Source organism: Paenibacillus harenae DSM 16969, from assembly GCF_000422465.1.
In the GTDB taxonomy this organism is placed as follows: Bacteria; Bacillota; Bacilli; order Paenibacillales; family Paenibacillaceae; genus Pristimantibacillus; species Pristimantibacillus harenae.
Genome location: NZ_AULV01000014.1, coordinates 146,128 through 172,101 on the forward strand (window position 1 = coordinate 146,128; position 25,974 = coordinate 172,101).

General features: G+C 45.5%; 20 protein-coding genes and 1 pseudogene. 5 read left to right on the top strand and 16 right to left on the bottom strand.

Going from position 1 to position 25,974, the window contains the following annotated elements; genetic code table 11:
- Position 1: 1 nt before the first annotated feature.
- Positions 2 to 358: a nucleotide excision repair endonuclease gene (locus H581_RS0102215; RefSeq protein WP_028608587.1), complete on the bottom strand. Its 357-nt coding sequence runs from the start codon at positions 356 to 358 to the stop codon at positions 2 to 4.
- A 207-nt stretch (positions 359 to 565) separates the two neighbouring features.
- On the opposite strand from H581_RS0102215, the gene H581_RS32775 reads away from it, so the two are divergent.
- Positions 566 to 3,163 carry an EAL domain-containing protein gene (locus H581_RS32775; protein ID WP_051250394.1) on the top strand — a complete coding sequence of 866 codons (2,598 nt, stop codon included), beginning with the start codon at positions 566 to 568 and terminating at the stop codon, positions 3,161 to 3,163.
- On the top strand, positions 3,153 to 4,418 hold the full coding sequence (locus H581_RS0102225; protein WP_028608588.1) for an ABC transporter substrate-binding protein: 1,266 nt from the start codon (positions 3,153 to 3,155) through the stop codon (positions 4,416 to 4,418). Before H581_RS32775 ends, H581_RS0102225 begins: the two co-directional genes overlap by 11 nt.
- Before the next feature lie 179 nt (positions 4,419 to 4,597).
- Here the strand turns inward: H581_RS0102225 and H581_RS32780 are convergent, their stop codons facing one another.
- The 10 genes and pseudogenes from H581_RS32780 to H581_RS0102270 form a co-directional block, all read right to left on the bottom strand.
- Positions 4,598 to 6,202 (bottom strand): response regulator, encoded by a 1,605-nt coding sequence (locus tag H581_RS32780; RefSeq protein ID WP_051250395.1) that lies wholly within the window; start codon positions 6,200 to 6,202, stop codon positions 4,598 to 4,600.
- Entirely contained in the window at positions 6,195 to 8,096 is a 1,902-nt protein-coding gene (locus tag H581_RS0102235) for a histidine kinase (RefSeq protein WP_028608589.1), read from the bottom strand. Before H581_RS0102235 ends, H581_RS32780 begins: the two co-directional genes overlap by 8 nt.
- 35 nt (positions 8,097 to 8,131) lie before the next feature.
- Positions 8,132 to 9,832 (bottom strand): extracellular solute-binding protein, encoded by a 1,701-nt coding sequence (locus H581_RS0102240; protein ID WP_028608590.1) that lies wholly within the window; start codon positions 9,830 to 9,832, stop codon positions 8,132 to 8,134.
- 270 nt (positions 9,833 to 10,102) lie between these two features.
- Entirely contained in the window at positions 10,103 to 10,984 is an 882-nt protein-coding gene (locus H581_RS0102245; RefSeq protein ID WP_028608591.1) for a LysR family transcriptional regulator, read from the bottom strand.
- Positions 10,969 to 11,868 carry a LysR family transcriptional regulator gene (locus H581_RS0102250; protein WP_028608592.1) on the bottom strand — a complete coding sequence of 300 codons (900 nt, stop codon included), beginning with the start codon at positions 11,866 to 11,868 and terminating at the stop codon, positions 10,969 to 10,971. Before H581_RS0102250 ends, H581_RS0102245 begins: the two co-directional genes overlap by 16 nt.
- Before the next feature lie 411 nt (positions 11,869 to 12,279).
- Positions 12,280 to 13,053 (bottom strand): hydrolase, encoded by a 774-nt coding sequence (locus H581_RS0102255; protein ID WP_425414569.1) that lies wholly within the window; start codon positions 13,051 to 13,053, stop codon positions 12,280 to 12,282.
- 175 nt (positions 13,054 to 13,228) lie between these two features.
- Complete coding sequence (locus H581_RS0102260; RefSeq protein WP_028608594.1) at positions 13,229 to 14,227, bottom strand: type I glyceraldehyde-3-phosphate dehydrogenase; 999 nt, start codon at positions 14,225 to 14,227, stop codon at positions 13,229 to 13,231.
- A 59-nt stretch (positions 14,228 to 14,286) separates the two neighbouring features.
- Positions 14,287 to 14,439 (bottom strand): annotated as a pseudogene (locus tag H581_RS38715) (carboxylesterase); the annotation flags it as partial.
- 42 nt (positions 14,440 to 14,481) lie between these two features.
- Positions 14,482 to 15,441, bottom strand: coding sequence for a ring-cleaving dioxygenase (locus H581_RS0102265; RefSeq protein ID WP_028608595.1), 960 nt, complete (start codon positions 15,439 to 15,441; stop codon positions 14,482 to 14,484).
- Positions 15,442 to 15,668: 227 nt separating this feature from the next.
- Positions 15,669 to 16,106 (bottom strand): Dps family protein, encoded by a 438-nt coding sequence (locus H581_RS0102270; protein WP_028608596.1) that lies wholly within the window; start codon positions 16,104 to 16,106, stop codon positions 15,669 to 15,671.
- Positions 16,107 to 16,416: 310 nt separating this feature from the next.
- Here H581_RS0102270 and H581_RS0102275 point away from each other — a divergent pair, with 310 nt between their 5' ends.
- The gene (locus H581_RS0102275) at positions 16,417 to 17,646 is read left to right on the top strand and encodes an MFS transporter (protein WP_028608597.1); all 1,230 of its coding nucleotides are present in this window, start codon (positions 16,417 to 16,419) and stop codon (positions 17,644 to 17,646) included.
- A 182-nt stretch (positions 17,647 to 17,828) separates the two neighbouring features.
- Here the strand turns inward: H581_RS0102275 and H581_RS0102280 are convergent, their stop codons facing one another.
- Both H581_RS0102280 and H581_RS36865 read right to left on the bottom strand, forming a co-directional pair.
- Positions 17,829 to 19,658: an amidohydrolase gene (locus H581_RS0102280; protein ID WP_028608598.1), complete on the bottom strand. Its 1,830-nt coding sequence runs from the start codon at positions 19,656 to 19,658 to the stop codon at positions 17,829 to 17,831.
- 30 nt (positions 19,659 to 19,688) lie between these two features.
- Positions 19,689 to 19,868: a DUF1427 family protein gene (locus tag H581_RS36865; protein ID WP_028608599.1), complete on the bottom strand. Its 180-nt coding sequence runs from the start codon at positions 19,866 to 19,868 to the stop codon at positions 19,689 to 19,691.
- 287 nt (positions 19,869 to 20,155) lie between these two features.
- Between H581_RS36865 and H581_RS0102290 the strand changes: the two genes are divergently transcribed.
- A complete protein-coding gene (locus tag H581_RS0102290; protein ID WP_028608600.1) occupies positions 20,156 to 20,791 on the top strand; it encodes a hydrolase in 636 nt (211 codons plus the stop codon).
- A 34-nt stretch (positions 20,792 to 20,825) separates the two neighbouring features.
- Positions 20,826 to 21,665, top strand: a complete 840-nt coding sequence (locus tag H581_RS0102295) for an alpha/beta fold hydrolase (RefSeq protein WP_028608601.1) — start codon at positions 20,826 to 20,828, stop codon at positions 21,663 to 21,665.
- Between the two features lie 303 nt (positions 21,666 to 21,968).
- Here the strand turns inward: H581_RS0102295 and araA are convergent, their stop codons facing one another.
- The 3 genes from araA to H581_RS0102310 are packed head-to-tail and all read right to left on the bottom strand — an operon-like array spanning position 21,969 to position 25,750.
- The gene (gene araA / locus H581_RS0102300; protein WP_028608602.1) at positions 21,969 to 23,393 is read right to left on the bottom strand and encodes an L-arabinose isomerase; all 1,425 of its coding nucleotides are present in this window, start codon (positions 23,391 to 23,393) and stop codon (positions 21,969 to 21,971) included.
- Positions 23,394 to 23,435: 42 nt separating this feature from the next.
- Positions 23,436 to 24,131: an L-ribulose-5-phosphate 4-epimerase gene (locus H581_RS0102305; protein WP_028608603.1), complete on the bottom strand. Its 696-nt coding sequence runs from the start codon at positions 24,129 to 24,131 to the stop codon at positions 23,436 to 23,438.
- A 2-nt stretch (positions 24,132 to 24,133) separates the two neighbouring features.
- Entirely contained in the window at positions 24,134 to 25,750 is a 1,617-nt protein-coding gene (locus H581_RS0102310; protein ID WP_028608604.1) for a xylulokinase, read from the bottom strand.
- Between the last annotated feature and the right edge of the window lie 224 nt (positions 25,751 to 25,974).

Below are 25,974 nucleotides of genomic sequence, written 5' to 3' on the forward strand. Positions count from 1 at the left end.
CTTATTTGTAAAACACCTTATCTACATTGTATTTGGCTTTGAATTCGTTAATCATATAGGTTTCATAAATTTCTCTATGGACGGGGTCCTCGACGATACAAACCTCGATTTTGGTGACTTCGCCCCTGTAATTTTTCATAATGGATACCGTATCTTCAAAATGTTTTTTGATTCTGGGTCTCAGCTTTCGTGCTTTGCCAACGAACAGAAGTTCATCCCGATCATTGTAAAACATAAAAATCCCCCCTTTTTCTCTTGAAATGAGGTGAAAGTCCGTAAACCCGTAAATATGGCTTAACTCAGGCTCTTTCTGTTTGTGTATGATGACATCCGGTGTTGGAATCGTTATTTGTATCATATCCATTCACTCCTCTTCTACTGTCTATCCTTTATTCGTATATCCTATTATAACCTCCTGTATTCATGATGTCCTCCATTACGATATGAATAATATTGTATTTAAGCTTTCTCTTTAAGCCTTCGTTTTTGAAACCGATATATAATATATACTCATTTGCTGATGAGTACCATTGGTTATCAGATCCTGGGAGGCTGCGAACATGTAATGCGGAGTTTAATGGCGAATATTAAACAGCATATCTATACAATTGTTGGACTGACATTGCTCGGTTTATTCTCTTTGGCATGTTTGAGTTACCCCTTCAAGTTGGTTCTAGGAATGGAACTCTATTTCACGAGTATTTTCACTTTTATTGCGCTTAGAATATTCGGTTGGAAAAAGGCTGTCGGCTTGGCAGTTACTGTTCAACTATTGGCTGTCGCTATTCTGCATGAATCGATGCACTTGGCGATTTTATCGCTATTGGAGCTAATAGCCGCATCTCTCTGGACATTGAAAAAAAAGAGGAGAATATTATTACCCACCCTATTGTTTTGGATCGTAATTGGCGGTCCGTACATTCTGTTGGCAGGCCTATCACAAGGACTGCATCTCAATTTCTATTTGATTCTAATTGTGGCCGTCCTCTTTATTAATGCTTTGTTTAATGCGTTATTGGTTGACGTGGCCTCGACTTATATTCCCTACACAAGGCCAAAAAGCACAGGGAGAATCCGATTATCCCGCATGCTGATAGATTTGACAGTCTTTAGTATTATCGGATCTTCCTTTTTATTTATTCTTAATACAGGTCACAACGCTGAGCGAACTATGATTTCCGATTTAGGGACACAAGCTGCTTCGACAGCAAATTCAATCCTGGAGTCTTATAAGCAATGGACAGGCGGACAAGTCCAAGCGTTGGCTCTTCGAAGCTGGGTGCAGCTTGGGCATCTGCAAGAATTGATAAGGAACTCATCAGGCTTTGCTGTGAATCAGGCAGTCTATTATGACGGCAATGGAGAATTCATAAGATCATTTCATTTCAACAATGAAGACTCGACTCTACATTGGATCGGACCGGGACATTGGACTCATATAACTGGAAATTTGCATAAATGGGAGCCCGTAAACACATTTACTAATTCCCCTGGCGAAAAATTAAGGGAGACGGCTTACGTTTATAAGCTTAATGTCGACGATTCTACCCTCTTATTGCGTTTTTCTACAGTTAAATACGCCGAAGAAGTCGTCAATTATTATCTATCGCAGTCGATAAACGTATTGTATATGGTTATGGTGATTGGCTCTCTTGCCCTTTTTTTGCATCGTTTCGTGATTCGATCCATCAGACTGTTGGCCAAAATCACAACGGATTTGCCGCAGCAAATAAGGACCACTAAATCAACGGAATGGTTCGATTCACACATTGAGGAAATTTATACTTTGATTCAGAACTTCTCATTTGTTGCTGAGCAATTAAAGCAAATTCTAAAGGAATCCAACCATCATGCTAATTACGATACCTTAACCGGACTTGCCAATCGGAGACATTTTAATGAATTCACCCAACACGTTCTTGAGGAAAGTTCAGCCCTGAAACAGAGCGTTGCCTTTATGTTTATTGATCTTGATCGATTTAAGCCTATCAATGATAAGCTTGGACATGGGGCTGGAGACGAATTGCTTGTGCAAGTAGCCGACCGTTTGAAGAAGGCTTCCGGAAGCAAGGCTTTTGCTGCGAGACTGGGCGGAGATGAATTCGTTATTGTATATCGCGATACGAGTAAGTCCGAAACTCTGGAACTGGCGTTGCACATTAGCGAACAACTTCGGATTCCGTTCATTATTAGTCGTCAAGAGGTCAATATCGGCGGGTCAATCGGAATAAGCATGACTCCAGACGATGGATTGGATGCGGAAACCGTGATTAAACACGCAGATATGGCCATGTATATCGCCAAAGAGCGGAATGACCATTCCTTTGTTTTCTATGAAGATATAGCAAAGCAATTAGTGACGGACAATTGGGATATTGCGCACGAACTCCAGTCGACGCTGGAAAACAACCGGCTCACCTTGCATTACCAGCCTATCTTAGATAATCGGACAGGTGACATTGTTAGAGTGGAAGCCTTGGCGAGATGGCCGCATCCGATTAGGGGACTCATACCGCCAAGTGATTTTATCCCGATTGCTGAACAAAAAAATATGATGGGTATTCTATCTGAATATGTGATTCGCGAAGCTTGTATACAAGGGAAACGATGGTCTGATGAAACCCAACGCAGGCTAAAGATAAGCGTTAATTTATCCAAAAACCAGTTAGCGCAACGCGAAACCGCAGAAATGATAGAAAATATATTAAATGAGACAGGCTTCGCTGCAGACCTGTTAGAAATTGAGGTAACGGAAGAGGCATTTTCCGAAGACCTTGAACTCGTTGCCGCTTCTCTCCACGATTTGCGTAATCTTGGAGTTCGAGCATGGGTTGATGATTTCGGGAAGGGTTATTCGTCCTTAGCCATAATCGATCTCCTGCCCATCCATGGTATCAAGCTGGACCGATTATTTATTCAACGGTTGTCACACAAAAACAGGTCCGTCAGCATCATTCGTCATATGATTAACCTTGCAAATGAACAAGGCTGGCAGGTCATAGGAGAGGGCATCGAGCATGAAGAGGAGGCACGGCTTCTCATTGATGCCGGATGTTACTTGCTCCAAGGCTATTACTTTGGGAAACCAATGAGCGCTTCACAGCTTACAAGGGAGTTGTGCCCACGGGAGGGAACAGGAAGGGGGAGGGAACGTGATTACTAATGCCAGGCTTCAATCGTTTACGATCATACTTTGTTTTCTGCTAGGTGTGGTCTTAGCCGGTTGTTCCATTGACTCTCCACCCGAGGATTCATTCACTTCGCCAGTTCCCAAGGCGGATTCAAGTCAAGATTCCGATACGGGGGATACACTGCGGATACTGGCAACAATGGAGAATCAAAGTTGGATCATTGACGAATATCAAAAAAAATTCCCTGGTCGAGCAGTACTTTGGGACTACGCTACAGGGGATGCTTTTCTTCAAAAGCTGGGCACAACGCCTGCCCCCGATCTGGTCATAGCCGGGAACGAACTTCTGAACGTTCTAAGCGGATTCGACTTATTTGAAGATGTCGGTATAGAGCCCTATCATGCGGGGGGACTTATTCAGAAAAAGTGGTTTAATCGTTTGACACTGACGCCATTTCAATCCATTGACGGTCAATCGCTTATTGCGATCCCGAAAGATTTTCCAATGGCAGGGACGTTCTATCGAGCCGACATACTGGAGGAATACGGCTTTCCTTCAGATCCCGAAGAGCTCGGAGAGTATATGGAGCACCCCAAAAATTGGATTCTGCTTGCCGAGACTCTTAAGTCTCATGGCATTGGGGTAATTGGTTATACGCATGATGTGCTCAATATGGCTGCGGCTGGATACGGCTATTTCGACCATCATGGAAATTACGCGAGAAACACCGCGGATTTAGTGCCGTATGCCTCACTTATGATTGATATGGAGCGCAAGGGTTTGGTTTCGAACTGGAATATGTGGGATGATAAAGGTCAACAAGCCATTAGAGATAGTAAGTTGGTTATGCTATATATGGGAGAATGGGGCTGGGACCTCATCAAACAGTGGGATCCTGATCATTACGAGCAATGGAAGTTCACTCGCCCCCCATTTAACGCCTATTGGGTTCATGGAGGATCCTTTTTCTCGATCATGAAAGCAAGCCCGAATAAAACCTCAGCATGGGAGTATGTTCAATTGTCGATGGAGATAGAGGGGCCTTACAGAGAAAGTCTTACCAGCTGGAAATGGCATTCCGGCGTTAGAAATTACCGGTCTTCGCCACTTGCGGTAAAGGCGGAGGAAATTTGGTCGAAACAGCTGCAAAATTTGGACACGGATATGTCCGGATCGCAATTGCTGCAAACAGTGGAGACCAAGACCTTAGAGGAGCTTGGAAATGATCTTAAAATTCTTAACGGATTGTTTAATCATTCGAGCCAAACAGACGTGAATCATGAGTAATATTGTACTTTAACGTTCCGAAAAACGAAAAGAAACCGTTTCTTGGTAAATGGAATCACCCCTTTACCAAAGAAACGGTTTTTACATTTTGCTCAAGGAGGCGGCGACATCCCCCTGTATAGCTTCTCCTTCCCGGGATCCGCGACCGTTCTGGCCAGCTGCCTTAAGCTTCGCTTGAGTTATCGTATTCCGTCATTGTCCGTATTAAGTCTGGAAGACCATACTTGGGTTTCAAACAGCCTTCGCTGGCTTCGGAATTCCAGCGCTGTGATGCCTTCGGTTTCCTTGAATATTTTCATAAAATGCTTCACATTTTCGAATCCAACCTGATCACTGATTTCGTACACCTTCAAATCGGAGTGCACCAGCAGCTTCTTCGCCTTGTCCAGCCTTAACCGGCGAACATAGTTCGAGAAACTCTCACCGCAATATTCTTGGAAGGCATGGCTGAAATACGAGTAATTGAGTGAAAAATGGTTAGACACGACCGCCATGTTCAAATCGTCCGCATAATGCGTCTGCAAGTAGGCGAGAACTTTTTGCATCGTATTTTGATCCGTAGACGGCGCTTGCTCCTTCCGATCTTGGATGAACCGATCCAGACTAACGAGAAGCTGCTCAACAGCTGCATAATAATGTTCATATCGATCGAAATTCCCGATATGGCCAACATAGGCGTATCTACTTAATAGGCCAAGCACTCTATTTCCGTAGATGCGGAACACCATGTCGAACAGCTCTTCATTGAGCAGCTGGCTGATCCGTTCCAGGTAGCCGATTTCACAGCTGCTAATGATACGAGCATCTAGAATTTGATCGAGAAGCTGCTTCATTTCATTCCCGCGTCCCATTCCCATCAGATTCGATAATCGTTGAATTAACTCAACAGGAACGACATACTGCTCATTGCGCTCACTTATGCTGGTGTAGTCCAGCACATCAAGTTCAGGAAGCACAATACTGTATTTCAAGGTTTGCTTCGCTTGGCTGTATGCCCTCCTTATCTGCTCTATCCCTTGAACAGACTCGCTAATCGCGATTCGCAGCTGCGACTCATATACACTCAACCTCCACCGTTCCGCCAACTGGTAGAACAAGACCGGATCGCGCGCGATCATAATCGTTCCGCCCTCACCATCACGCGTGAGCATCCAATCCATATGCCCTTGTAACAGCTCAGCGATTTGATTCCTGAAAGCAGCAGCATCCGTACTGCTAGGCTGTGATCCTCCACCGCTTCGCGTAAGCAAGCCCAGTGTATATCCAGCATCCAACCAGCTATAACCGGCCTGCTTCAGCTTGTTCTGTGATATCGCATCACCCAGATCCTTCTGGGTCAAATGCTGGGTAACTAGCTCGGCAGCAACAAGGCCGGCATCTTCACCCGCCTTGTCTGCCCGCTCTTCTCTCATCCTTATGTCCCGCATTAATTGCCCCAGAACGGCGAACAACTCGTCCCGCATCACAGGCTTCACGAGATAATCCTTCACAGCATAGCGAATCGCTTTCTGCGCATATGCGAACTCATTATAGCCAGACAACAATACAACCTCGGGTTTAACCGGATGACTTTGCAGCTGCTCGAGAAGTTCGATCCCATCCATAATTGGCATTCGGATATCTGTGAACATAATATCCGCAGGCTCCAGGCGAAGCAGCTCCAGCGCCTCTTGTCCATTCTCGGCAAATCGGTAGTTGAACAGATGAGGAAACTGTCTCTCAATTACCGATTGCAAGCCCCTCCGAATGATCTTCTCGTCGTCGACGATCAGCAAGCTAATCATAGATGTCTAATCCCCCTTCCATGACCCGATACGGCAAAGTCATCATTATGCGTGTATAGCTTCCTTCCTGACTCTCGATCTGAATCCCATATTCTGTCCCATAGCTCATCACGAGGCGTTGGTCCACATTACGCAGACCGATTCCATTGCTGTCCTGATTATTTTTGCGAACGAATAATTGCCGGACATTCTGGTAAGCGAACTCTTCCATTCGGAGCATTCGATTCAATAAGCCCAGCTTCTCTTGCGGTATGCCACAGCCGTTGTCAGTAATCTCTATGACACAAGCTTGATCACGACGGACGGCAGAGATCGTAATGACAAGATTTCCGTCACTGGAATGCATGCGGCTCATCCCATGCTTGATTGCATTCTCAACTGCGGGCTGCAGTGACATTTTGAGCGATTCCTGCTTGAGGCATTCCGGTGCAATCGACAATCGGAGATCAAGTCTTCCATCATAACGGATGTTCATGACGGCTACATAATGCTGGACCTGCTTAATCTCATCGCTAAGCATCACGTGATCCCGATTCCATTCCATCGAATACCGCATTATACCCCCTAGCGAGGTCATTATGTCCGATATAAGGAACTGCCCTTCGATCTCCGCCAGCATCTTGACGTTCTCCAGCGTATTGTAGAGGAAGTGGGAATCGATCTGGTTCTTCAGCGCCCGAAGCTCAGCTTCTTTGCCTGCCGCCTGCCTAGCTGCCTGCTCTTGAATGAGCTCGTTAATCTTCAGAATGAGCTTGCGGTAATGCAAGCCCAGCTCTCCTACCTCATCGGTGCCGGTAATCGGCGGCAGCTCGACATCGAAGTTACCGCTTCTTACCTGTTTCATCGATTCTCTTAACGCCTTAAGCCTGCGCAAAATCATCGCCTGCATCGAGTAAGACAGCAGTACGAGAAATGCTGCCAGTAACGAAATGAGTAAAATATAACGAACTCTCGAATGTTGAATGCCTTCCAACGTGTCCGCAAGACTAACCATACTGATCAGGTGTACGTCGATCGATGGAATGTAGATCTGAGATGCCAAGTAGGATTGACCATCAATCTTAAACTGTACCGTCTCGCAATCTGTATTGCACGTCAGATTCACGCTGTTCATCAATTGCTCCGCGCTGTGCTGCTCGAACACAGGTGAAGCCTTCAAGCTGAATACCTGTCCGCTCCTGGCTACTACGATAAGCTGGGAGTTCATGTCCTGCACACTACTGAACGTTTGGGAGAAGAAATTCGACAGCTTCATCGTTATCTCTAGAATCCCGTTATGTGTTGCGTTGTCCGCATATTTGAATTCCTGCAAGTACGTCATGAAAGGCTCTTCCGGCGATACTTCGGATGGCGCACCGGTGAGGGCGACGTTCTCCTGTATCTCCCACCAGGGCAAACCGCTCTGCTTCATCACCTCATCATGCCAGGGCTTGTCCTGAATACGTGATTCCTGCAGGATGACTGGCCAAATCTCATTCACATAAGGGTTGTCTGTGAACAACCGGACATTCGCAATTCGTGGATTGTTGAACAAAAAATATTGAAAGCTGTTGACCACATTATACTTAATATGAAGAACACGCGCTGCATCCTGAATTTGTTCAATTTGCAAATAATTATTCATTTCCCGATTGGATAACGCAAGCTGACCGGTCCATCCCATCAGCTCCATGTTATTCTCAATGTTCGTCTTCTCGACCGCCAGCGCATTCTCGTTGTTCTTCGTCAATTCTCTCATTGCCTTAGCGGACTCTTCATTGAGCGTATACCAGGAGAATAGAACAACCGGTATGATGATAACGAACACAAATGACAGAATCAGTTTAACTTGAAGCGAAAGTTTAAACGTAAATGCACTTATCCCCAATAACCGACGGATTGCAGCGAATCCCATCTCCTGCTTCACATCCTACTGCTTCCTCTATAGAACTATTGATTGAGCGACGCCTTCAGCTTCTGTACATTTCGTTCATAGGCTGCTTGGCGGCTGGCTACGATGGCTTCATATTCGGGATCCTCGGTAATGCTGTTCATGAATTCGGCGAACAGTTGGTCGAATTCAGCATCCGACTTGGACATCAGAAGCTTCGGCAGCGTCTTGGCCCAGAGCCGCACGTGTTGATCTTCCGCAATACCTTCCTTCGTTGTCGGGTCCGGATCCAGAATGTCGAACTCGCTCATGCTGATCGCCTTGCCCTTCGTCCAATCGGCAATTTGTTTGGCAGGCTCTGCATCCATCCCCGTCATCCATGCTAGTTTCATGTTCGTATCCATTAGCATCCAGTACATATAAGAACCGCCATATTTGCTATCGAACGCTTGGCGGTCGGAGTTGAGCAGATGCAAGACCTCCGGCAGGAACTGATCTTTGCCGTCTATCGTATCGTAGGTAACGCCCTTCTCTCCTAAGTGTAGATCCTTGTTTCCCTCTTCGCTGAGCAAATAGCTAAGGAAGGCAATTGCCCGCTTCTTATCCTTGACGTTCTTCGAGATGAGCGTCACCGTCCAACCGGAGATGCCATTTCCTGCAAGTGTTGGCGCATCATGCGCATCATTCGCCGGACCATCAATCGCGATATACACCTTATTCGGGTCCTTCTGATACAACGCTTGGTTAATTTCAGTAAAATCAGACCACTGATACAGCATGGCAAAATAGCGCCCTTGCGATATTTTTTCATCCTTTTCCAGTCGTTTTTCATCAAGATAGACATCTGTCGGCATCAATCCGTCCTCATTCGCTTGGCGGAACACCTTCAGCCATTTCAGATAGGTTGGATCGCTTCGACGGTCGTACAGTTTGCCGTTTTTCTGCTGCGGAATGGCTAGGAAGTTCTGAAGATACGCATCCAGCGAATAGTTGCCGGTTTCCGTAAATTCATGCAGGCCGATCGGAATGAGCGGCTGGCCGTCCACTTCCGGAAACTTCTCCTTCGCAGCCTTCAGCGCGCCGAGAAACCCTTCCGGCGTGCTCATATCCGGTTTCCCAAGTGCTTCATACATGTCTTTCCGAACAACAAAGCTCTGGTTAGACGTAAAAAACTGACCATATTTTCGATAATCCGCAGGGGATGAAGATGCATTCGGGTAGCCATACACATTGCCGTCAGCCTGTGTATACCAGCTAAGCTTCGCGGGGTCTGCGACTTTAAAGAAATAAGGATCATACTGATCCGCCAGCTCATTCAATGGAAGCATCATATCTCCCTTAATCATCTTCTGCACGGCTTCCTCGTACCAGCCCAGCGTGATGAAGTCAGGGAGCGACCTTGCCGCCATCATCGTATTGAGCTTCTCGCTGGCCTCGCCAGCAGGCACAATAAAGTTCAAGCTGACGCCCGTCTTCTTCGTTATATAATCGGAAACGACGTTGCCTCCCCACTTGCTGTTGAACCAATCGAAATTGATATACCAGTCAAACGTAATCGGTGTCGTATCCAGCTTCCAGGCAGGCTCATCCGGAGAACGCTTCTTTTGAGAAGCATCTGACTCCATAAGATTGGCGTTGGAGTTCGTATGATCCTCGGCACTGCCATTGCTCGATGTGCCGTTGTTCCCGGAACAAGCCGCTAACGTCCAACACGTCATCATAGCTAGCAACAGCATTGCCGATTTACGCATTTTATTCATTCAAATTGCTCCTTATTCAGTGTAGGTTGTACAGCTTAATATTCCATTATAGCAATATATACACATGCAAAAAAACGGGCTGGCGCTTCACAACCCTCAATTTAGTATAACGTTTCCTACACGCAATAGAAAGAGCTCATGATAGGGTTACTATATTTTAAATTTCCTGCGCCGCCAACGCGAATAAGCGAGTACGACAAGGAAATATTCCTTCGTCTTACTCGCTTTCGTTAACTATGGACAGCCAATAGCAGCTGTTTTTTCCATAACTCAATATAGATTGGAGGGTTCTAGAAAAAAATCGATACATTTCTGAACAGAAGGATTATTGTAATGATACTTTTTAAAAATAAGCTTGATCTCACGAACAGGCGTTGGATCTACGAGACGAATCATTTTCAATTGCTGACCAGAAAAGCTTTCAATTAAAGAAGCAGGTAAAATAGCTACCCCCATCTTTTGCAGTACCATAGAAAGAAGAATTGCCGTGGAAGTTGACTCAAACTTTGATTGCAAGGATTTGGCGATCTTAGCGCTGAATGTATGAAGATGCTCGATTAAACTTATGTCCCCAACAAATAAGGAAGTTTCTAAATCTTCTAGCTCTTGAAAAGAAACAAAGGTTCGATCTGCCCATGGATGATCCGCATATACGACCAATGCTTGTTCTTCTTTATACAGGTGCATCATATGAATTTCTTTGTTTGGATCATGATTGTCGGTAATGCCAATATCGATACTACTATTCAATAATTGCTGTGATGTATTTTCTGCACTGGAAAATTTTAATGTAAAATCAGGATACTGTTCATGGAATTTCAAAAAACGGGGTATTAAACTAAAAAAATCCATAAGCGAGATGCCTATCGAAAGTTTATTTACCCGAGCCCGAGCATTGCGCAACTCGTAAGTTTCTTTCTTCGATTCTTCAATGAGCCTCATTACGGAAAGAGCTTTTTCGTAAAGTATTTCCCCGTCAGCTGTAATTTTCACCCCTCTACCCGCTCTCTCAAACAAAGGGCTTCCAACTTCTACCTCTAGAAAGCGGATCTGTTGACTTATAGTAGGTTGAGAAATCATTAAAACTTCTGCAGCCTTAGTAAAACTTCCTTCTTTGCAAATTTGAATGAAACATTCTAATTGCCTGAACATGAAAGATTCACCTCAACCTCACTTACATATGAATCCATCTCTTGAATGAATATGCGTACACTGGACCTCATAGTAACGGCATTAAGATATACAAGAGATATATCCCAACAAGGAATATGGCCTTCTAATTTTACAATGCACAAAGAATCGTCCCTTAGACTTTCGAGCAACGATGTTGGTATAAGAGCTGCTCCAAGTCCACGACGAACCCAATGAATCAATACTGAAGTGGAGGACGTTTCTATTATCGACTTCAAGGTAAACCCACAAGAGAGACAATACATTTCAATTAATGATTTGTTTTGTTCTCGGAACATGATCGAATTCATTTGCTTTAAAGATCGAAATGAAATCGAAGATTTATCGGCCAAAGGATGTTCGGAGTGAATCAATAGCGCCATTTCTTGTTTATACAAATGAGTCGAAATGATCGAAGCGTCAGAAATCGGATATGCAGTGATTCCAATGTCTACCTTTTGTTCCAAAACTTTATTCTCGGTATCCTCTGCATCGATAATTTTCAATAAAATATTCGGGTACTTTTGGTGAAATCTCATGAAGTAAGGAGCAAGATATTCAAGTTCAGCAGGACAACATCCAATAGAAATTGTTTCTCCGGATTTATTGTTTCGGCCATATATTTCATTTCGCGCCCCTTCAAGAAGATCCATAATAGCGTTACCCTTATTCAAGAGAATTTTTCCCGCTTCCGTTACTTCAACTCCCCTACTTACCCGATCGAACAATTGAATATTATACTCGTCTTCCAAAACCCGAATTTGCTGACTTAGTGTAGGCTGAGTCACACCTAATTCTTCTTTAGCTTTGGTGAAACTTCCCGATTTGCATATTTGAATAAAATATTCAAGTTGGCGCAATTCCATAATGTATCCCCCCTTAGTTATCCGTTCCAACCCAACTGATCATTCGTAATAGCTATAAAGTTATTTCGAATAAAAAAATCGTTCCTCATTGCGAGTGATATGCCCCTCCTTAGAATTGACATTGGAAAAAAGCTGAGCGATAGCCGCCTTGATGGGTATTGCCTTTCTGGTGCATTCGGGGTGATGTGCTATATAAACATTATAAGAAGAAACCTGCCATTTAATATATCCGCTAGGTTTCAGGTGAAGGTTGCTAGATTTTAGGGTTGGTGCGTTGGGAACACTATGCGTGTAGTCTGAAAATATGAAGAGCCCGCTTCTCGTTAGGAAGCAGGCTCTTCTTTTACAGCATATAGTCATTGTATTCGTCCAGCCATTCGTTTACTTGGACTGGTATCACTTTTCATCTACTTAATGTCCCTCACTACCGCCGAACATTTCTTGCGAGTAAATAATACCTAGACCGTATGCGCCGCCGTGTTCTTTAGCAATATCTGTTGTCGCTTTGTACGTTTCGGAACGTGCCCAGTCGCGTTGCAGTTCCAGTAGGTACTGTTCCCAAGTGATCGGTGCGGCGCCCGCTTGAATCATGCGCTCGATGGCCATATCGTGCGCTTCTTCTGTGACACCGCCTGAAGTATCGGTTACGATGTATACTTCATATCCTTGATCGATCGCGGAAAGAACAGCTGATAAGTCGCAAACCTCTGTCCATAGACCGGAAACGACAAGCTTGTTCTTACCATAGCTGTTCACTTTATCAACAACTCGTTGATCTTCCCAAGCATTCATTGTTGTGCGGTCAATTGGCTTCTGCTCAGGGAATACCGCTTGGATTTCCGGGAAAATCGGTCCGCTGAACGACTCTGCAGCAACAGTAGTCAGAACGGTCGGCACCTTGAAAGCTTTAGCTGCTTTGGCAAGTCCGGTCACGTTATTGCGCAATTCCTGGATGTCAATCGATGATGTACCAAATGCCATTTGCGGTTGGTGGTCGATCATGAGCAAGGTATGGTTCGTTGGCGTCAGCAATCTTGAAGACGGAACCGCCTTTGCCTTAATGGCAGGTGAGCTAGCACCAACTGTTTCCATCTTTGCAATGAGAATCGATCCGAATGCGCTTGTCGATACGACAGCAGTTAAAAGTGCTAGAGTTGTAATGCGGCTTGAAAGTAATTTTTTCATGGTTATTAGCTCCTTTTATATTGAATAATAGAACTCTTGTCTTTATAGTATGAAATCGACATCTATCGATCAATTCTATTTTTCCTATACGTTCTATAGGTTTAAACTATAGGGTCATTCGATCGACTACATCGTATAAGAACTCCCTATTGCGTTATTTAATGCTCGTATCAAACTATCTCGAAACAAGAAAAGCAGCAACTTCAGCTAGCCGAGAAGCGTAACCCCACTCATTATCATACCAAGCGGCTACGGATACAAGCTCGCCCTGCACTTGCGTCAATGGCAGATCAATAATCGATGAATGAGGATCTCCTACAATACGGGAAGAGGCCCATTCACCCTCCAATATGTTTAGAATTCCCTTAAGCTCACCTTCCTTAGCAGCAAGGCGGAACATTTCATTGATCTCCTGAACGGAGCATGATATCTCTGTTATCAGATTAAGCTCAGCAATGCTGCCTGTGCGAGTTGGGATTCGGTAGGCCTTTCCAGTAATTTGGAGATCACTCCAAATAAACTTGAGAGCCTTTGCTGCTCCCGAAGATGATGGAATAATATTTTCAGCTGCTGCCCAAGAATCACGCCGGTCCTTCATAGGCTGATCTGTTAATGATTGTGTATTGGTATACGAATGAACCGTTGAAAACAAACCATATTTAAGGCCGTAATTTTCCCTAACTAATTTCACCACTGGTGCCAGCGCATTGGTTGTACAGCTCGCCATACTGATAATTTTATGCTTATCCGGATCGAAGCTGCCCAGATTAATCCCTTTAAGTAATACGGCGTCGCAATCTTCGAGACTTTTACTAGGTCCGCTGACAAGCACTCGCTTAGCGCCACGATCCAAGTGCAAATGTGCAACAGGTCTGGTTACAGCACGCCCCGTACAGTCAATCACCAACTCAACACCCAATTCTCTCCAATTAGGAACTTCGCTGGACGAATTCAAATACCGGATTTCTCGGCCGCCTATGATGATAGCTCCTTCTTGACTGGAAACCGCTTCTTGCCAACGCTTGTAATTCGTGTCAACCTCAAAAAGCGCCGCAAGTGTAGATTCATCTTTAATATCAGAGATAGAATACGGTACAAAGAGCCTCTCCTGAAGTGCTGCTCTAAGTAATTGCCGACCGATTCGTCCGAACCCAAATATTGCAATTTTGCCCATGATATCCTCCCATTGTGGTGAAGAAATGACCTGCAAGGAAAACTAACTTTTTTAAGACCTTCCAATAGCGTTAGTAATTCTTTTGTCTCATGCGGAGGGGATACCGAATCATTCATTCCAGCACCAATGAATATAGGTGTTTGCGATAATTCCGGCAGTGTTACACCGCGACGAGGAACCATGGGATGGAATAAAATCGCACCTCTAAGAGAAATGTTGCCAGGTTCGATCTTGAATCTTTTCGATAATATGTTTCATTGCTTGATTGACTCCAATTCCCGTACTTGAATAGGGGTCAGGTTCTTTTCAATTTCAGCACGGCTGTCTTCAAACCATGATGGCAGCATTAATGCCTCGCCCAGATGATCTTCAAGCTCATCATTTGCGAACCCTGGCGGATCTGTCGCGATTTCAAACAAAATGCCGCCTTGTTCACGAAAATAGATAGCATGGAAATACTGGCGGTCAATAATCGGTGTAGGATGAAAGCCGCTACTTTCCACATGGCTTCTCCAAGCATTGTGGTCTTCGATATCCTTGGCTCGCCACGCGATATGGTGAACGGTGCCTGCACCGGGGATCCCCCATTCCATGGGCTCCGTACTCACATCAATGAGGTTGCCGATGTCTCCTTCAGCCTTATAGCGAATAAAGTCACCATCCTGCCCTACCTTTTCAAGACCTAAAACGTCCTCAAGAACCTGCATGGTCTTTGTGGATGCAGTGCTGTATAGTACCGCGCCCCCAAATCCTTTGATAGCCTTATCCGTTGGAATACCTCCGAATGACCATGTATTGAGAGCTCCTTCTTCCCGTTCAACGATCTCTAACTGCAGACCGTCACGATCGAGAAATTCGATATAGTTCTCGGAAAAACGGGTGCTTTCTGAGAAAGAAATATCGAACGCTGCGAGGCGTCCTTTCCAAAAATCAAGTGCGTCAATTGGTACTGCGTATGTTGTTGTACCTACTTGTCCTCCTCCTATGCGGCCTTTACGAGAATGTTCGTGCGGGAAGAACGTAATAATGGTTCCAGGGCTGCCTTTTTCATTGCCGAAGTACAAATGGTAGACTTCGGGTGCGTCAAAGTTAATTGTTTTTTTTACAAGACGAAGGCCTAGGACTCCAGCATAAAAATCTACATTTCTCTGCGGATCTTGTACGAAAGAAGTAATATGATGGATGCCAACCGTTTTCTTTATGGTATTACTCATCTTTCGAAACACTCCTTCTTTTTGAATTTTCGATTTTTCTAATATCTGAACCTACTCCTGATTCAAATCATATAGAATAGTGCAACAACGAACAATTCCATTATTTCTATACTTGTATAGCTAATTACTATATCTTTCGCATTAATCACTATAGTCCACATACAAAAAAGCCGGTGATTTTCCCCGGCTTTTTGCGATAACCTAACAGATTAGAAAACGGATCAAGATTAACCCAAGAATGATTTCAACATCCATACATGCTTTTCCAGTGAGCTATGAATGGCCAAGAGCATATCTCCGGTTGTCTCATCACCCTCACGGTTAGCGATACTCATACCCTCTTTAAGCTCATTAACAATAGTTTCAAAATCAGCTGCAAGCGTGCGAACCATCTCAGTTGCGCTCTCATTACCCACTGCATCTTTTACCGTTGCGGTTTCAATAATTTCACGCAAAGTCGCTACGGGGCTGCCGCCTAATGCCAGTAACCGCTCGGCAAGATTGTCCACATGAAGCGCAGCTTCCGTATATAGTTCTTCAAACTTCAAATGTAAAGTGAAGAACTGTGGACCTTTAACATACCAGTGATAGTTATGGAGTTTGGTGAACAAAAGACTCCAATTCGCTATCTGTGTGTTTAGCACTTGCGTAATTATATCAGACATAAAAAGCTCCTTTCCAATCTAACGTCGATTTCAAGGAACTACTATAGCACGGCAACCAATTTGTGTATACTTGAATATTTCAGACTCTCAAACTGGATTTTAAATATAAGATTAGGCTATATGAAACATAGAAAAATCGATATTGATCGTCCGAACCAATGTTTATAAGATGGTGTTACATATCTAGCCTTTGGAAATTCGTTAACTTAGACTCCTTGACTGGATAAATCTGACCAAATACAAAGGAGAATTTGAATGAGAGTACGTTTCATAAAAAAAGAGGAACACTCTGAAAAAAGGGGGCTCACTTTTGATTAATCCCGTGAAGTCAATAGCACCGCGTTATAAACTCATGACCCTTATTCTATTCTTCTGCTCATTGATTGTTGTCTCTTCGGTTTATTTAACATTACCCCTGCTCTCTGTATTTGAGGACGAATTCCAGATTTCATCATCCAAAGCAGCCTGGGCGGGCAGCGCCTTTTCTTTTGCTTTTGCTGGTGGAGGACTCCTGTTCGGTGGTCTTTCTGATCGCTATGGACGAAAAAAAATGATGATATCGGGGTTATGTTTGCTCACAGCTACAACTCTTGTTATCGGAACGATTGATGAGTTTCAATGGCTTATTGTTCTAAGGGTTCTTCAGGGATTGGCAGCATCCATGTTTCCGCCTTCAGTGTTAGCCTATGCTATAGAGATGTTCCCAACGAATAAAAGGGTAACGATCCTCGGCTTTATAAGCACCGCCTTTTTAATGGCCAGTATTGTAGGACAGATTTATAGCAGCATCGTCGTATTGGAACTAAGCTGGAACTATGTATTTTATATCCTAGGTCCAGTGTATTTTGTTTCATTTATTTTGATTGCAATATTTATACCTAACGATAAAACCCAGAAGCCGGTAGGCAGCTTCTTCACTCCCTTTAGGCATATTGGGGGTATTTTCAAGAAAAAAGGGTTGCCACTCTGTTACATCATTTCAGCAACTCTCTTTATTTCACTTGTCGGGTTCTTCTCCACGCTTGGAAGTTTTCTAAGCAGCTCTCTTTTCGGTCTAAGCCATCAGGAAATTCTATGGGTTCGTGCAGTTGGTATCATCGGCATGTTCATTTCCCCGTTTGATGGGAGGTTAGTCGCTAAGATTGGTGTTAAAAATGTTCTATGGTGTGGTTTGATTTTGGCCAGTATTGGACTTGGTCTGGTTGGCGTCTGGGAGAACCTCGCATTTTTAATCTTAGCGAGTATTGTTTTTACTGCTGGCATCGCGATGGCCCTTCCCGCCTTGATATCATTAATAGGTACTCTGGCTGGTGAGTTAAGAGCTAGCGCTCTTTCTTTCCATATGTTTATGCTTTTCATTGGCGCTTCACTTGCTCCCATCGTCTCCATTTATCTGATCGGCACCGTTAGTCATATGTTCACTTTCGTAATATTGGCTGGATTACTGCTCTTAAGCACGGTTGTCCCATTCTATATTCGGTTAGAGAAAAAGGAAAAAATCATTACCCCGATCAATCAGCATAAGCAAACTAACGTTTAGAATTATTTATAAGCCAAATGAAATAACGGTAAGCAGAAAGGCGATCTCGCATAGCTGAGATCGCCTTTGGTTTATATCATGTTTTCAGATCTTCTTAGCCTGTTATTCGTAATGGCCCATTATCGTTGACTTTGATCGTAACATCGGACATGATGATCTTACCTGCCTCTCGGTTATTTTAGTTAGAAGACAAAGCAATCCAAGTCACAGAAACCGCTACCATGATTATGGTTACACCTATGATGGAGATGGACCTGTTGAGGTGTATGGACGCCTGAACCTCCCCCATAATTGGTCCCATTGTAATAGCCTCCAAAGAAATTATGCGGAGACCAGTCTGGACTCGCTTTGGGAGCTGCCGGCGACAAAGATTGAAATTCGGAAGTACCGTAGACAATCTTACCGCCCACGACTGTAAAGACAGATTCGATTTTCTTAATATCTTCTTCGGATACACGGAAGAAATTCTCAGAAAGAATGGTAAAATCAGCATAGTGACCTTCCTTGATCTGCCCTTTCACATCTTCTTCCTTTGAAAACCATGCATTCCCCGTAGTATACATCCGAAGCGCTTGGTGTCTCTCTACACGATTAGAAGCAGGATACAGGGTTAACCCTCCCAGTGTTTTACCCGTCACTAGCCAGTATAAGGCTACCCAAGGATTATAACTAGCTACTCTGGTGGCATCAGTCCCCACACCAACGCGCAATCCGGACTTCATCATCTTGGTTATCGGAGGAGCATTTTCGGCTGCTTTTGCCCCATATCTATCCACAAAATATTCACCCTGGAAAGCCATCCTGCTTTGAACCGCGATCGATCCTCCTAATGCAACGACCCGTTCCAAATCCTCCTCATGAATCGTTTCGGCATGATCCAGAATCCAGCGTAAGTCTTTAAATGGCACCTCTTTATTCACGAGTTCAAATACATCGAGAAAACGTTTAATCGACTCTCCATAGGTTGCATGAAGACGAAATGGCCAGCGTTGTTGAACGAGATGCTGAGTTACTTCGAATAGTTCGTCTTCTAATACGGCTGGAAGTTCCGGACGGGGTTCGACAAAATCTTCGAAGTCTGCTGCACTATAAACAAGCATTTCACCGGCACCGTTATGGCGATAGTAGGAACTTCCCGTATAAGGCTGTGACGTAGCGGTCCATGCTTTAAAATCACTCAATTCATTCTTGGGATGCTGAGTGAATAAATTATACGCAGTGCGAACCGTAATTTCTCCACGTTTATCAAGTTCATCAAACACTTGATAGTCATCGGGATAATTCTGAAAGCCCCCTCCAGCGTCAATAACACTTGTAACTCCGAATCGATTCAATTCCCTCATGAAAAGTCGGGTTGAATTCATTTGGTCCTCGTATGAGAGTTTTGGCCCTTTAGCTAAGGTTGCATACAAAATAGTTGCATTAGGCCGAGCGATGAGCATTCCTGTAGGATTACCTTGACTATCCCTTTGGATTTCTCCACCTGGTGGATTAGGTGTATCTTTTGTATACCCGATTACTCGCAAGGCAGCTTTGTTCAAAAAAGCTTGGCGGTAAAGATTGAGGATAAACACGGGGGTTTCTGGAGCAATTCGATTGATTTCATCTAGAGTTGGCATCCGGCGTTCCATGAATTGAAACTCTGTCCATCCGCCTACAACACGGACCCAGTGAGGTGCTGGTGTACGATCAACCTGCTTTTTCAACATACGCAATGCATCCGCTACTGATGGCACCCCATCCCAGCGAAGCTCGAGGTTATAGTTAAGACCGCCACGAATGAGATGAATATGGGAATCGTTCAAGCCCGGTATTAACATTCGTTTGTTTGCGTTCACAACCTGTGTGGATGATCCAACATATTTCATGATTTCGGCATCATCTCCCACAGCCAGAAATTTGCCATCCTTAACTGCAACTGCCGATGCTGCAGGTTTTGAATCGTCCATCGTTACGATACTGGCATTATGAATAACCAAACTAGCTTCATCTACTTTTGTTTTCTCAGACATGATTTAGTTCTCCTTTGAAATTTTTTTGTGTTAGTTGTGGCTAAACCAAAGTTTTATCCATGGAATCAACCTCTGCCCTAGAAACATACCAAGGAGACCAATCAGTCCCAAAAAAGGCGGTGCAGGAGAGGGGATCCGAAACGATTGAAAAACAACGCCAATTACAATACCAGTAGCTAAAGCTAGAAACATAGTGCCCCACATCGTCATATCCTCCTTCAGCCCTTTCAGTTGTTTTGTTCTTACAAGCTAGCCTTCTATTCATAAGTTTATAAAACAGCATTCTTACTAGCAATAAGGCTTTCTCTATAGCAGCCATAGGAATTGCTTATGCAAATAATTTGTAAAACTTTTGATATGTATAGTTTTTCCCTATGCATTATATAGAAAAATGAAGATTGTTTGCACAATTACATTTCAATAGACTAGATACATGCAGCAGGATTTACGATTTTATGGACCTGTTGCAATAAAATAGGGGAAGCGGGGATTATTGTATGTTTAATGGAAAGTCCGATTTACTTACGGCTGAAAACTCAGCTATTATTCTTGTAGACCATCAGCCTCAAATGCTATTTGGTGTACAAAGTGCTGATCGCCAAACTATCATTAACAATACGGTTGCACTTGCAAAAACGGCTAAAGTTTTCAATGCACCAATCATTCTTACAACTGTTGCTGCTGAATCATTTTCAGGTCCTATTCATCCGCATATTCAAGACGTTTTTCCTAACCAAAAACCGATTGACCGTACAAACATGAACTCTTGGGAAGACGAAAACTTCGTGTCGGCTGTGAAACAAACAGGTCGCAAGAAGCTGATTATGGCAGCTCTTTGGACGGAAGTTTGTCTTGCTTTCCCTACAGTTTCAGCCATCAAAGATGGATATGAAGTGTACATTGTAACGGACGCTTCAGGTGGGACTACCACGGAAGCACATGACATGGCCGTTCAACGCATGATACAAGCGGGAGCAATTCCCGTTACTTGGATGTCTGTTCTTCTTGAGTATCAACGCGATTGGGCACATCAAGAAACGTATGATGCAGTCTTGGAGATTGCTATGCAACACGGTGGTGCCTACGGTACGGGTATTGTGTATGCTCAAACGATGTTTGGTGGCCACGAGTAATACTCATACCAAAAGAGACAGGAAGTGAAGTCTAATGGCTAAATTAACAGTCGGAACAGAAAACGGTCAACCCATTGAATTATATTTTGAGGATCTTGGCGCAGGCAAACCTGTAGTTTTGATCCATGGCTGGCCGCTGAGCGGGCGCTCGTGGGAGAGTCAAGTTCCAGCGCTCATCGATGCAGGTTACCGCGTGATTACCTATGACCGCCGCGGATTCGGACAATCCTCTCAACCGTGGAACGGTTACGACTATGATACGTTTGCAATGGATCTCCACAAGCTAATTGAACATCTAGACCTCAAGGACGTGACACTGGTCGGATTTTCGATGGGTGGCGGAGAGGTTGCCCGTTACGTTGGCACATACGGAACAAGCCGTGTCAAAAAAGCCGTGTTGGCTGCTGCGGTTCCGCCGTTCTTCTACAAATCCGCCGAGCATCCGGAAGGCGGTCTGGATGAAGCCACCATTAAGGGCTTCCAAGACGGTTTGAAAAAAGACCGTGTCGCCTTCCTTGACGGCTTCACTCACAATTTCTTTAAAGCAGGGGATAGAACCGACTTGGTCAGCGAGTCCTTCCGTGCTTACAACCTTGATATTGCTTCTTATGCTTCGCCAAAGGGGACGCTGGATTGTACTGATGCCTTCGGCCGGACGGATTTCCGTGGCGATTTGGCGAAATTTGATATCCCATTGCTTGTTATCCATGGCGATTCCGATGCGATTGTACCGCTTGAGGTAAGCGCTCAACTTTCCCACGAAGCTGTTGCAGGCAGTCAGCTCGTCGTAATTGAAGGCGGACCGCACGGTTTGAACGCGACTCACCCTGAAGAATTCAATACCGCTTTGATTCACTTCCTTAATACTAAATGAATGAACAGACACGGGAATCATATGTTACTTCATTTAGAGTGCCTACGAGACTTTTCGTATCGGACTAAAATTTAGCCGTCATTTATGATACGGTTCACCGTAACATCCACAAAGCGAAAAATTAAGAGCACCGGATTGGTGCTCTTATTAGTGAAACCAATCAATTCCTTCCGTGAGGTTATTCTGAAAAACAAAAAAACCGTTTCTTGGTAAATGGAATCACCCCTTTACCAAAGAAACGGTTTTTACATTTTGCTCAAGGAGGCGGCCCCATGATTGTCCCGAGTCCGCCTTCTTTACGGATTACTTAATGACGACGTATTCCAAGTTAACCAGCTTGGCGTAGGTTACGATTTGGTCTGTCGTCAGGTTCAAGGAAACAACGGTATGATGGCCGCCGCCATTCTCGATCCAAGCTTTCACTCCATCCTGGAAGTTCGGCTTCACCGTCCATAGGACGCGAGCGACAGGAAGATTAGGAGCCGGAACCGTCGGCTCGAATGCGGAAACCTCGTTGATCAGCAATTTATAATGCGTGCCGAAGTCCGCCATGGATACGACGACGCCTTCGCCGGCTTTGCCGTCGAATACGAGACGCGCAGGATCTTCGCGATCGCCGATTCCGAGCGGGGAAACAATGATTTTCGGCTTGTTGCATGCCAAGGACGGATCTACCTCTAGCATATGGGATTGCAGGATAGCTTCCTGACCGGCCGCCATCTCGTAGGTGTAATCCTCCATAAAGCCCGTGTTTTGATTGCGGCTCATCACTTTCATCAAGCGATCGAGCGCGGCCGTCTTCCAGTCGCCCTCGCCGGCAAAGCCGTAGCCCTGCGCCATCAGACGTTGGACGGCAAGACCGGGAAGCTGTTTCATGCCATGCAAATCTTCGAAGTTCGTCGTGAAGGCATTATAACCTTTCTCCTCGAAGAAACGTTTGAGCGCGATTTCATAGCTTGCTTGGACTCTGACGCTGGCTTCCCAAGCCTCTTTGCTGTTCGTGCCGTAATCGAATTCGTAGAGCTCCGAATACTGACCCATCAGATCATCGATTTCCTGTTTCGTTACGGCATTCACGTACTGCACGAGATCGCCGATGCCGAAGTAGTCCACGGTCCATCCGAATTGAATTTGGGCCTCGACCTTGTCCCCTTCCGTTACGCCAACGTTGCGCATGTTGTCGCCGAAACGGGCGACTTTGATATTGAAGCTTTCGTTATAGGCAACCGCTACGTCCATCCAATCCGCAAGCTGCTGCTGCACCTCCGGACGTTCCCAGTAGCCTACGACGATTTTATTTTGTTTCTTCAGACGGGCATTGATGAAGCCGTATTCGCGGTCGCCGTGAGCGGCCTGGTTCAGGTTCATGAAGTCCATGTCGATCGTTGCCCAAGGAATGCTTTCATTGAACTGGGTTGCCAAGTGGAGCAGAGGCTTCTGCAGTAATTTCGTACCGCGAATCCACATTTTCGCAGGCGAGAACGTATGCATCCACGTGATGACACCCGCTACTTCGTCGCGATAGTTGACCTCTTTCATGATGCTTGTAATTTTATCCGCGCTGACAGCCAGGTCCTGCAAGACAAGCGGGTAAGGGAGCACACCGCTATTATTCAAGGCATCCGTCATCGTCTGCGCATGGGCTTTCACTTCAGCGAGCGCTTCTTCCCCGTACAGATGCTGCGAACCTACGACGAACCAAAACTGTTTAGCTGCTGTTGTTGACATCTTCATCATCCTCTTTTCTTTATTATATAATGGCTAAGACTATTACTTCTGCCCGTAGTAGGCATCTTTCCCGTGCTTCCGAAGATAGTGCTTATCCAGAATGCCTTGAGGCAGTTCTTTAGCAAAATGGTTCAATTGCCGCGCGTACAGATTCATTTTGCACACTTCCTCCAGCACGACGCTGTTCACGACCGCCGACTTCACGTCTTTCCCCCAAGTGAAAGGCGCATGTCCCTGGAGCAGGACAGCCGGGATCGCCATGACATCCAGTCCGCGCTTCTCGAACGTTTCGATAATAACGCGACCCGTCTCCGCTTCGTATCCCCGGTCAACCTCCTCTTGGTTCAAGAACCTTGCGCAAGGCACTGCGCCATAGAAGGTGTCCGCATGCGTCGTCCCCATGACGGGTACATCGAGTCCCGCTTGCGCCCAGATGGTTGCCCACGTCGAGTGGGTATGCACGATGCCGCCGATTTGCGGATAGTGTTTGTACAACACGGCGTGAGTCGCGGTATCGGAGGAAGGTCTCATCTCTCCCTCGACCACATTGCCGTCGAGATCCACAACGACCATGTCGCCCGGTTTCATCTTCTCATAGCTGACTCCGCTCGGTTTGATCACGAACAGGCCGCTTTCCCGATCGACGGCGCTCGCATTGCCCCAAGTGAATTTCACGAGTCCGTGCTTCGGCAAATCCAGATTCGCTTGGTATACCTCTTCTTTCAGTTGTTCTAACAACGTTAGTCCCTCCCGTTCTCTAGCAGATGGTCTACAGCGGCTTGTTCGATAGCGAGCCCTGCTCGGTATCGTTTGATGAATGCTTGGAACCCTTTGACATCCATTGCATCCGGAGCAATCTCCTGTCCTTCGGCATCTTTAAACACTTTCTGCTCGAGGAAGTTCTCCAGACTTTCATCTTGATCCTTGCCCGCCATGTAAGAAGCCAGAAGCGCCATGCCCCATGCCCCGCCTTCGCCGGCCGTCGACATGACCGAGATCGGTACGTTCAGCGCAGCGGCTAACGCTTTTTGTCCAACGACAGGGGTTTTGAAGAGGCCGCCATGAGCCAGGATGCTGTCAATGGCCACCTGTTCGTTTTCGGTCAAAATGTCCATTCCGAGCTTCAATGCTCCGAAAGCCGTGAATAAGTGCGTTCGCATGAAATTGGCCAAATTAAAGTTGCTTTCCGGCGAACGAACGAACAACGGCCGGCCTTTGTCGATTCCCGTAATATTCTCGCCCGATAGATAACCGTAGCTAAGCAAACCGCCGCCATCCGGGTCGGCTTCCAATGCCTTATTGAGCAGCACGCTAAACAATTTGCCGGAATCCGCATGGAATCCCATGGCTTCGGAGAATTCTCGGAACAGTCCCATCCAGGCGTTGAGATCGCTGGAGCAGTTGTTGGCATGCACCATGCCGACCGGACTGCCGTCCGGCGTCGTGACCATATCAATCTCCGGATAAACCTTGGCTAATTCTTTCTCCAATACAATCATCGCAAAAACGGAAGTGCCCACGGAAATGTTTCCCGTACGCTTCCTGACGCTATTCGTGGCAACCATGCCTGTGCCGGCATCGCCTTCCGGAGGACATAGCGGAATGCCGGACTGCAGATCCCCGGCCGGGTCCAGAATGGCGGCTCCCGCTACCGTTAGCTCGCCAGCTTGCACGCCGGAGAGATGCACTTTGGGAAGAAGATCCTCAAGCTTCCACGGATAGCCTTTGGCCGCGATTAATTCATCGAATTGCTTGACCATCGTTGGATGGTAATTATGGGTTGATTCATCTATAGGGAAGATGCCGGAAGCATCTCCGATGCCGATTACTTTATTGCCGGTCAGCAGCCAGTGGATATAGCCCGCCAGCGTCGTTACGAAATCAATGCGAGGCACATGCTCCTCTTCGTTTAATATCGCTTGGTACAAATGGGCGATACTCCAGCGTTCGGGGATATTAAACTGGAACAAGTCCGTTAGATCCCTTGCTGCAGCACCGGTCGTTGCATTGCGCCAAGTCCGAAACGGCACTAGCAGCTCACCCGTGCTGTCGAATGCCATATAGCCGTGCATCATAGCGGAAAAACCGATCGAACCGACTGTTCGGAGGGTGACCCCGTAATTCTGTTCCACTTCCTGCTTCATTTCACGATAAGCGGTTTGGAGGCCTTTCATAATATCCTCCTGGTTGTACGTCCAATAACCGTCTTTCAGCAGATTTTCCCACTCAAAGCTTCCCGATGCGATGGTCTCGAAACGACGATCGATCAGCACCGCTTTGATCCGCGTAGATCCGAATTCGATACCCAGCGAAGTTTCGCCCTTGGTTATCGCTTCTTTCAAGTCCGCATGATTCATGATCACGTATTTCCCCTCTCTGTTCGCGAGTTGCACAGAAATGAAATCGCACCTATCTCGATCTCATTTCGTGATTTGCACAGAAATGATATCGCTCAAATCGCGATCTCATTTCGTGACACAACCCAGCCGAATACGATTCGTATAATAGCAGCTTCCGATCGAACCGGTCGCTCGATGAGAAAACCGGAAGATTCCGGTTAAAAGAAGGCGCTTTCCCTTAC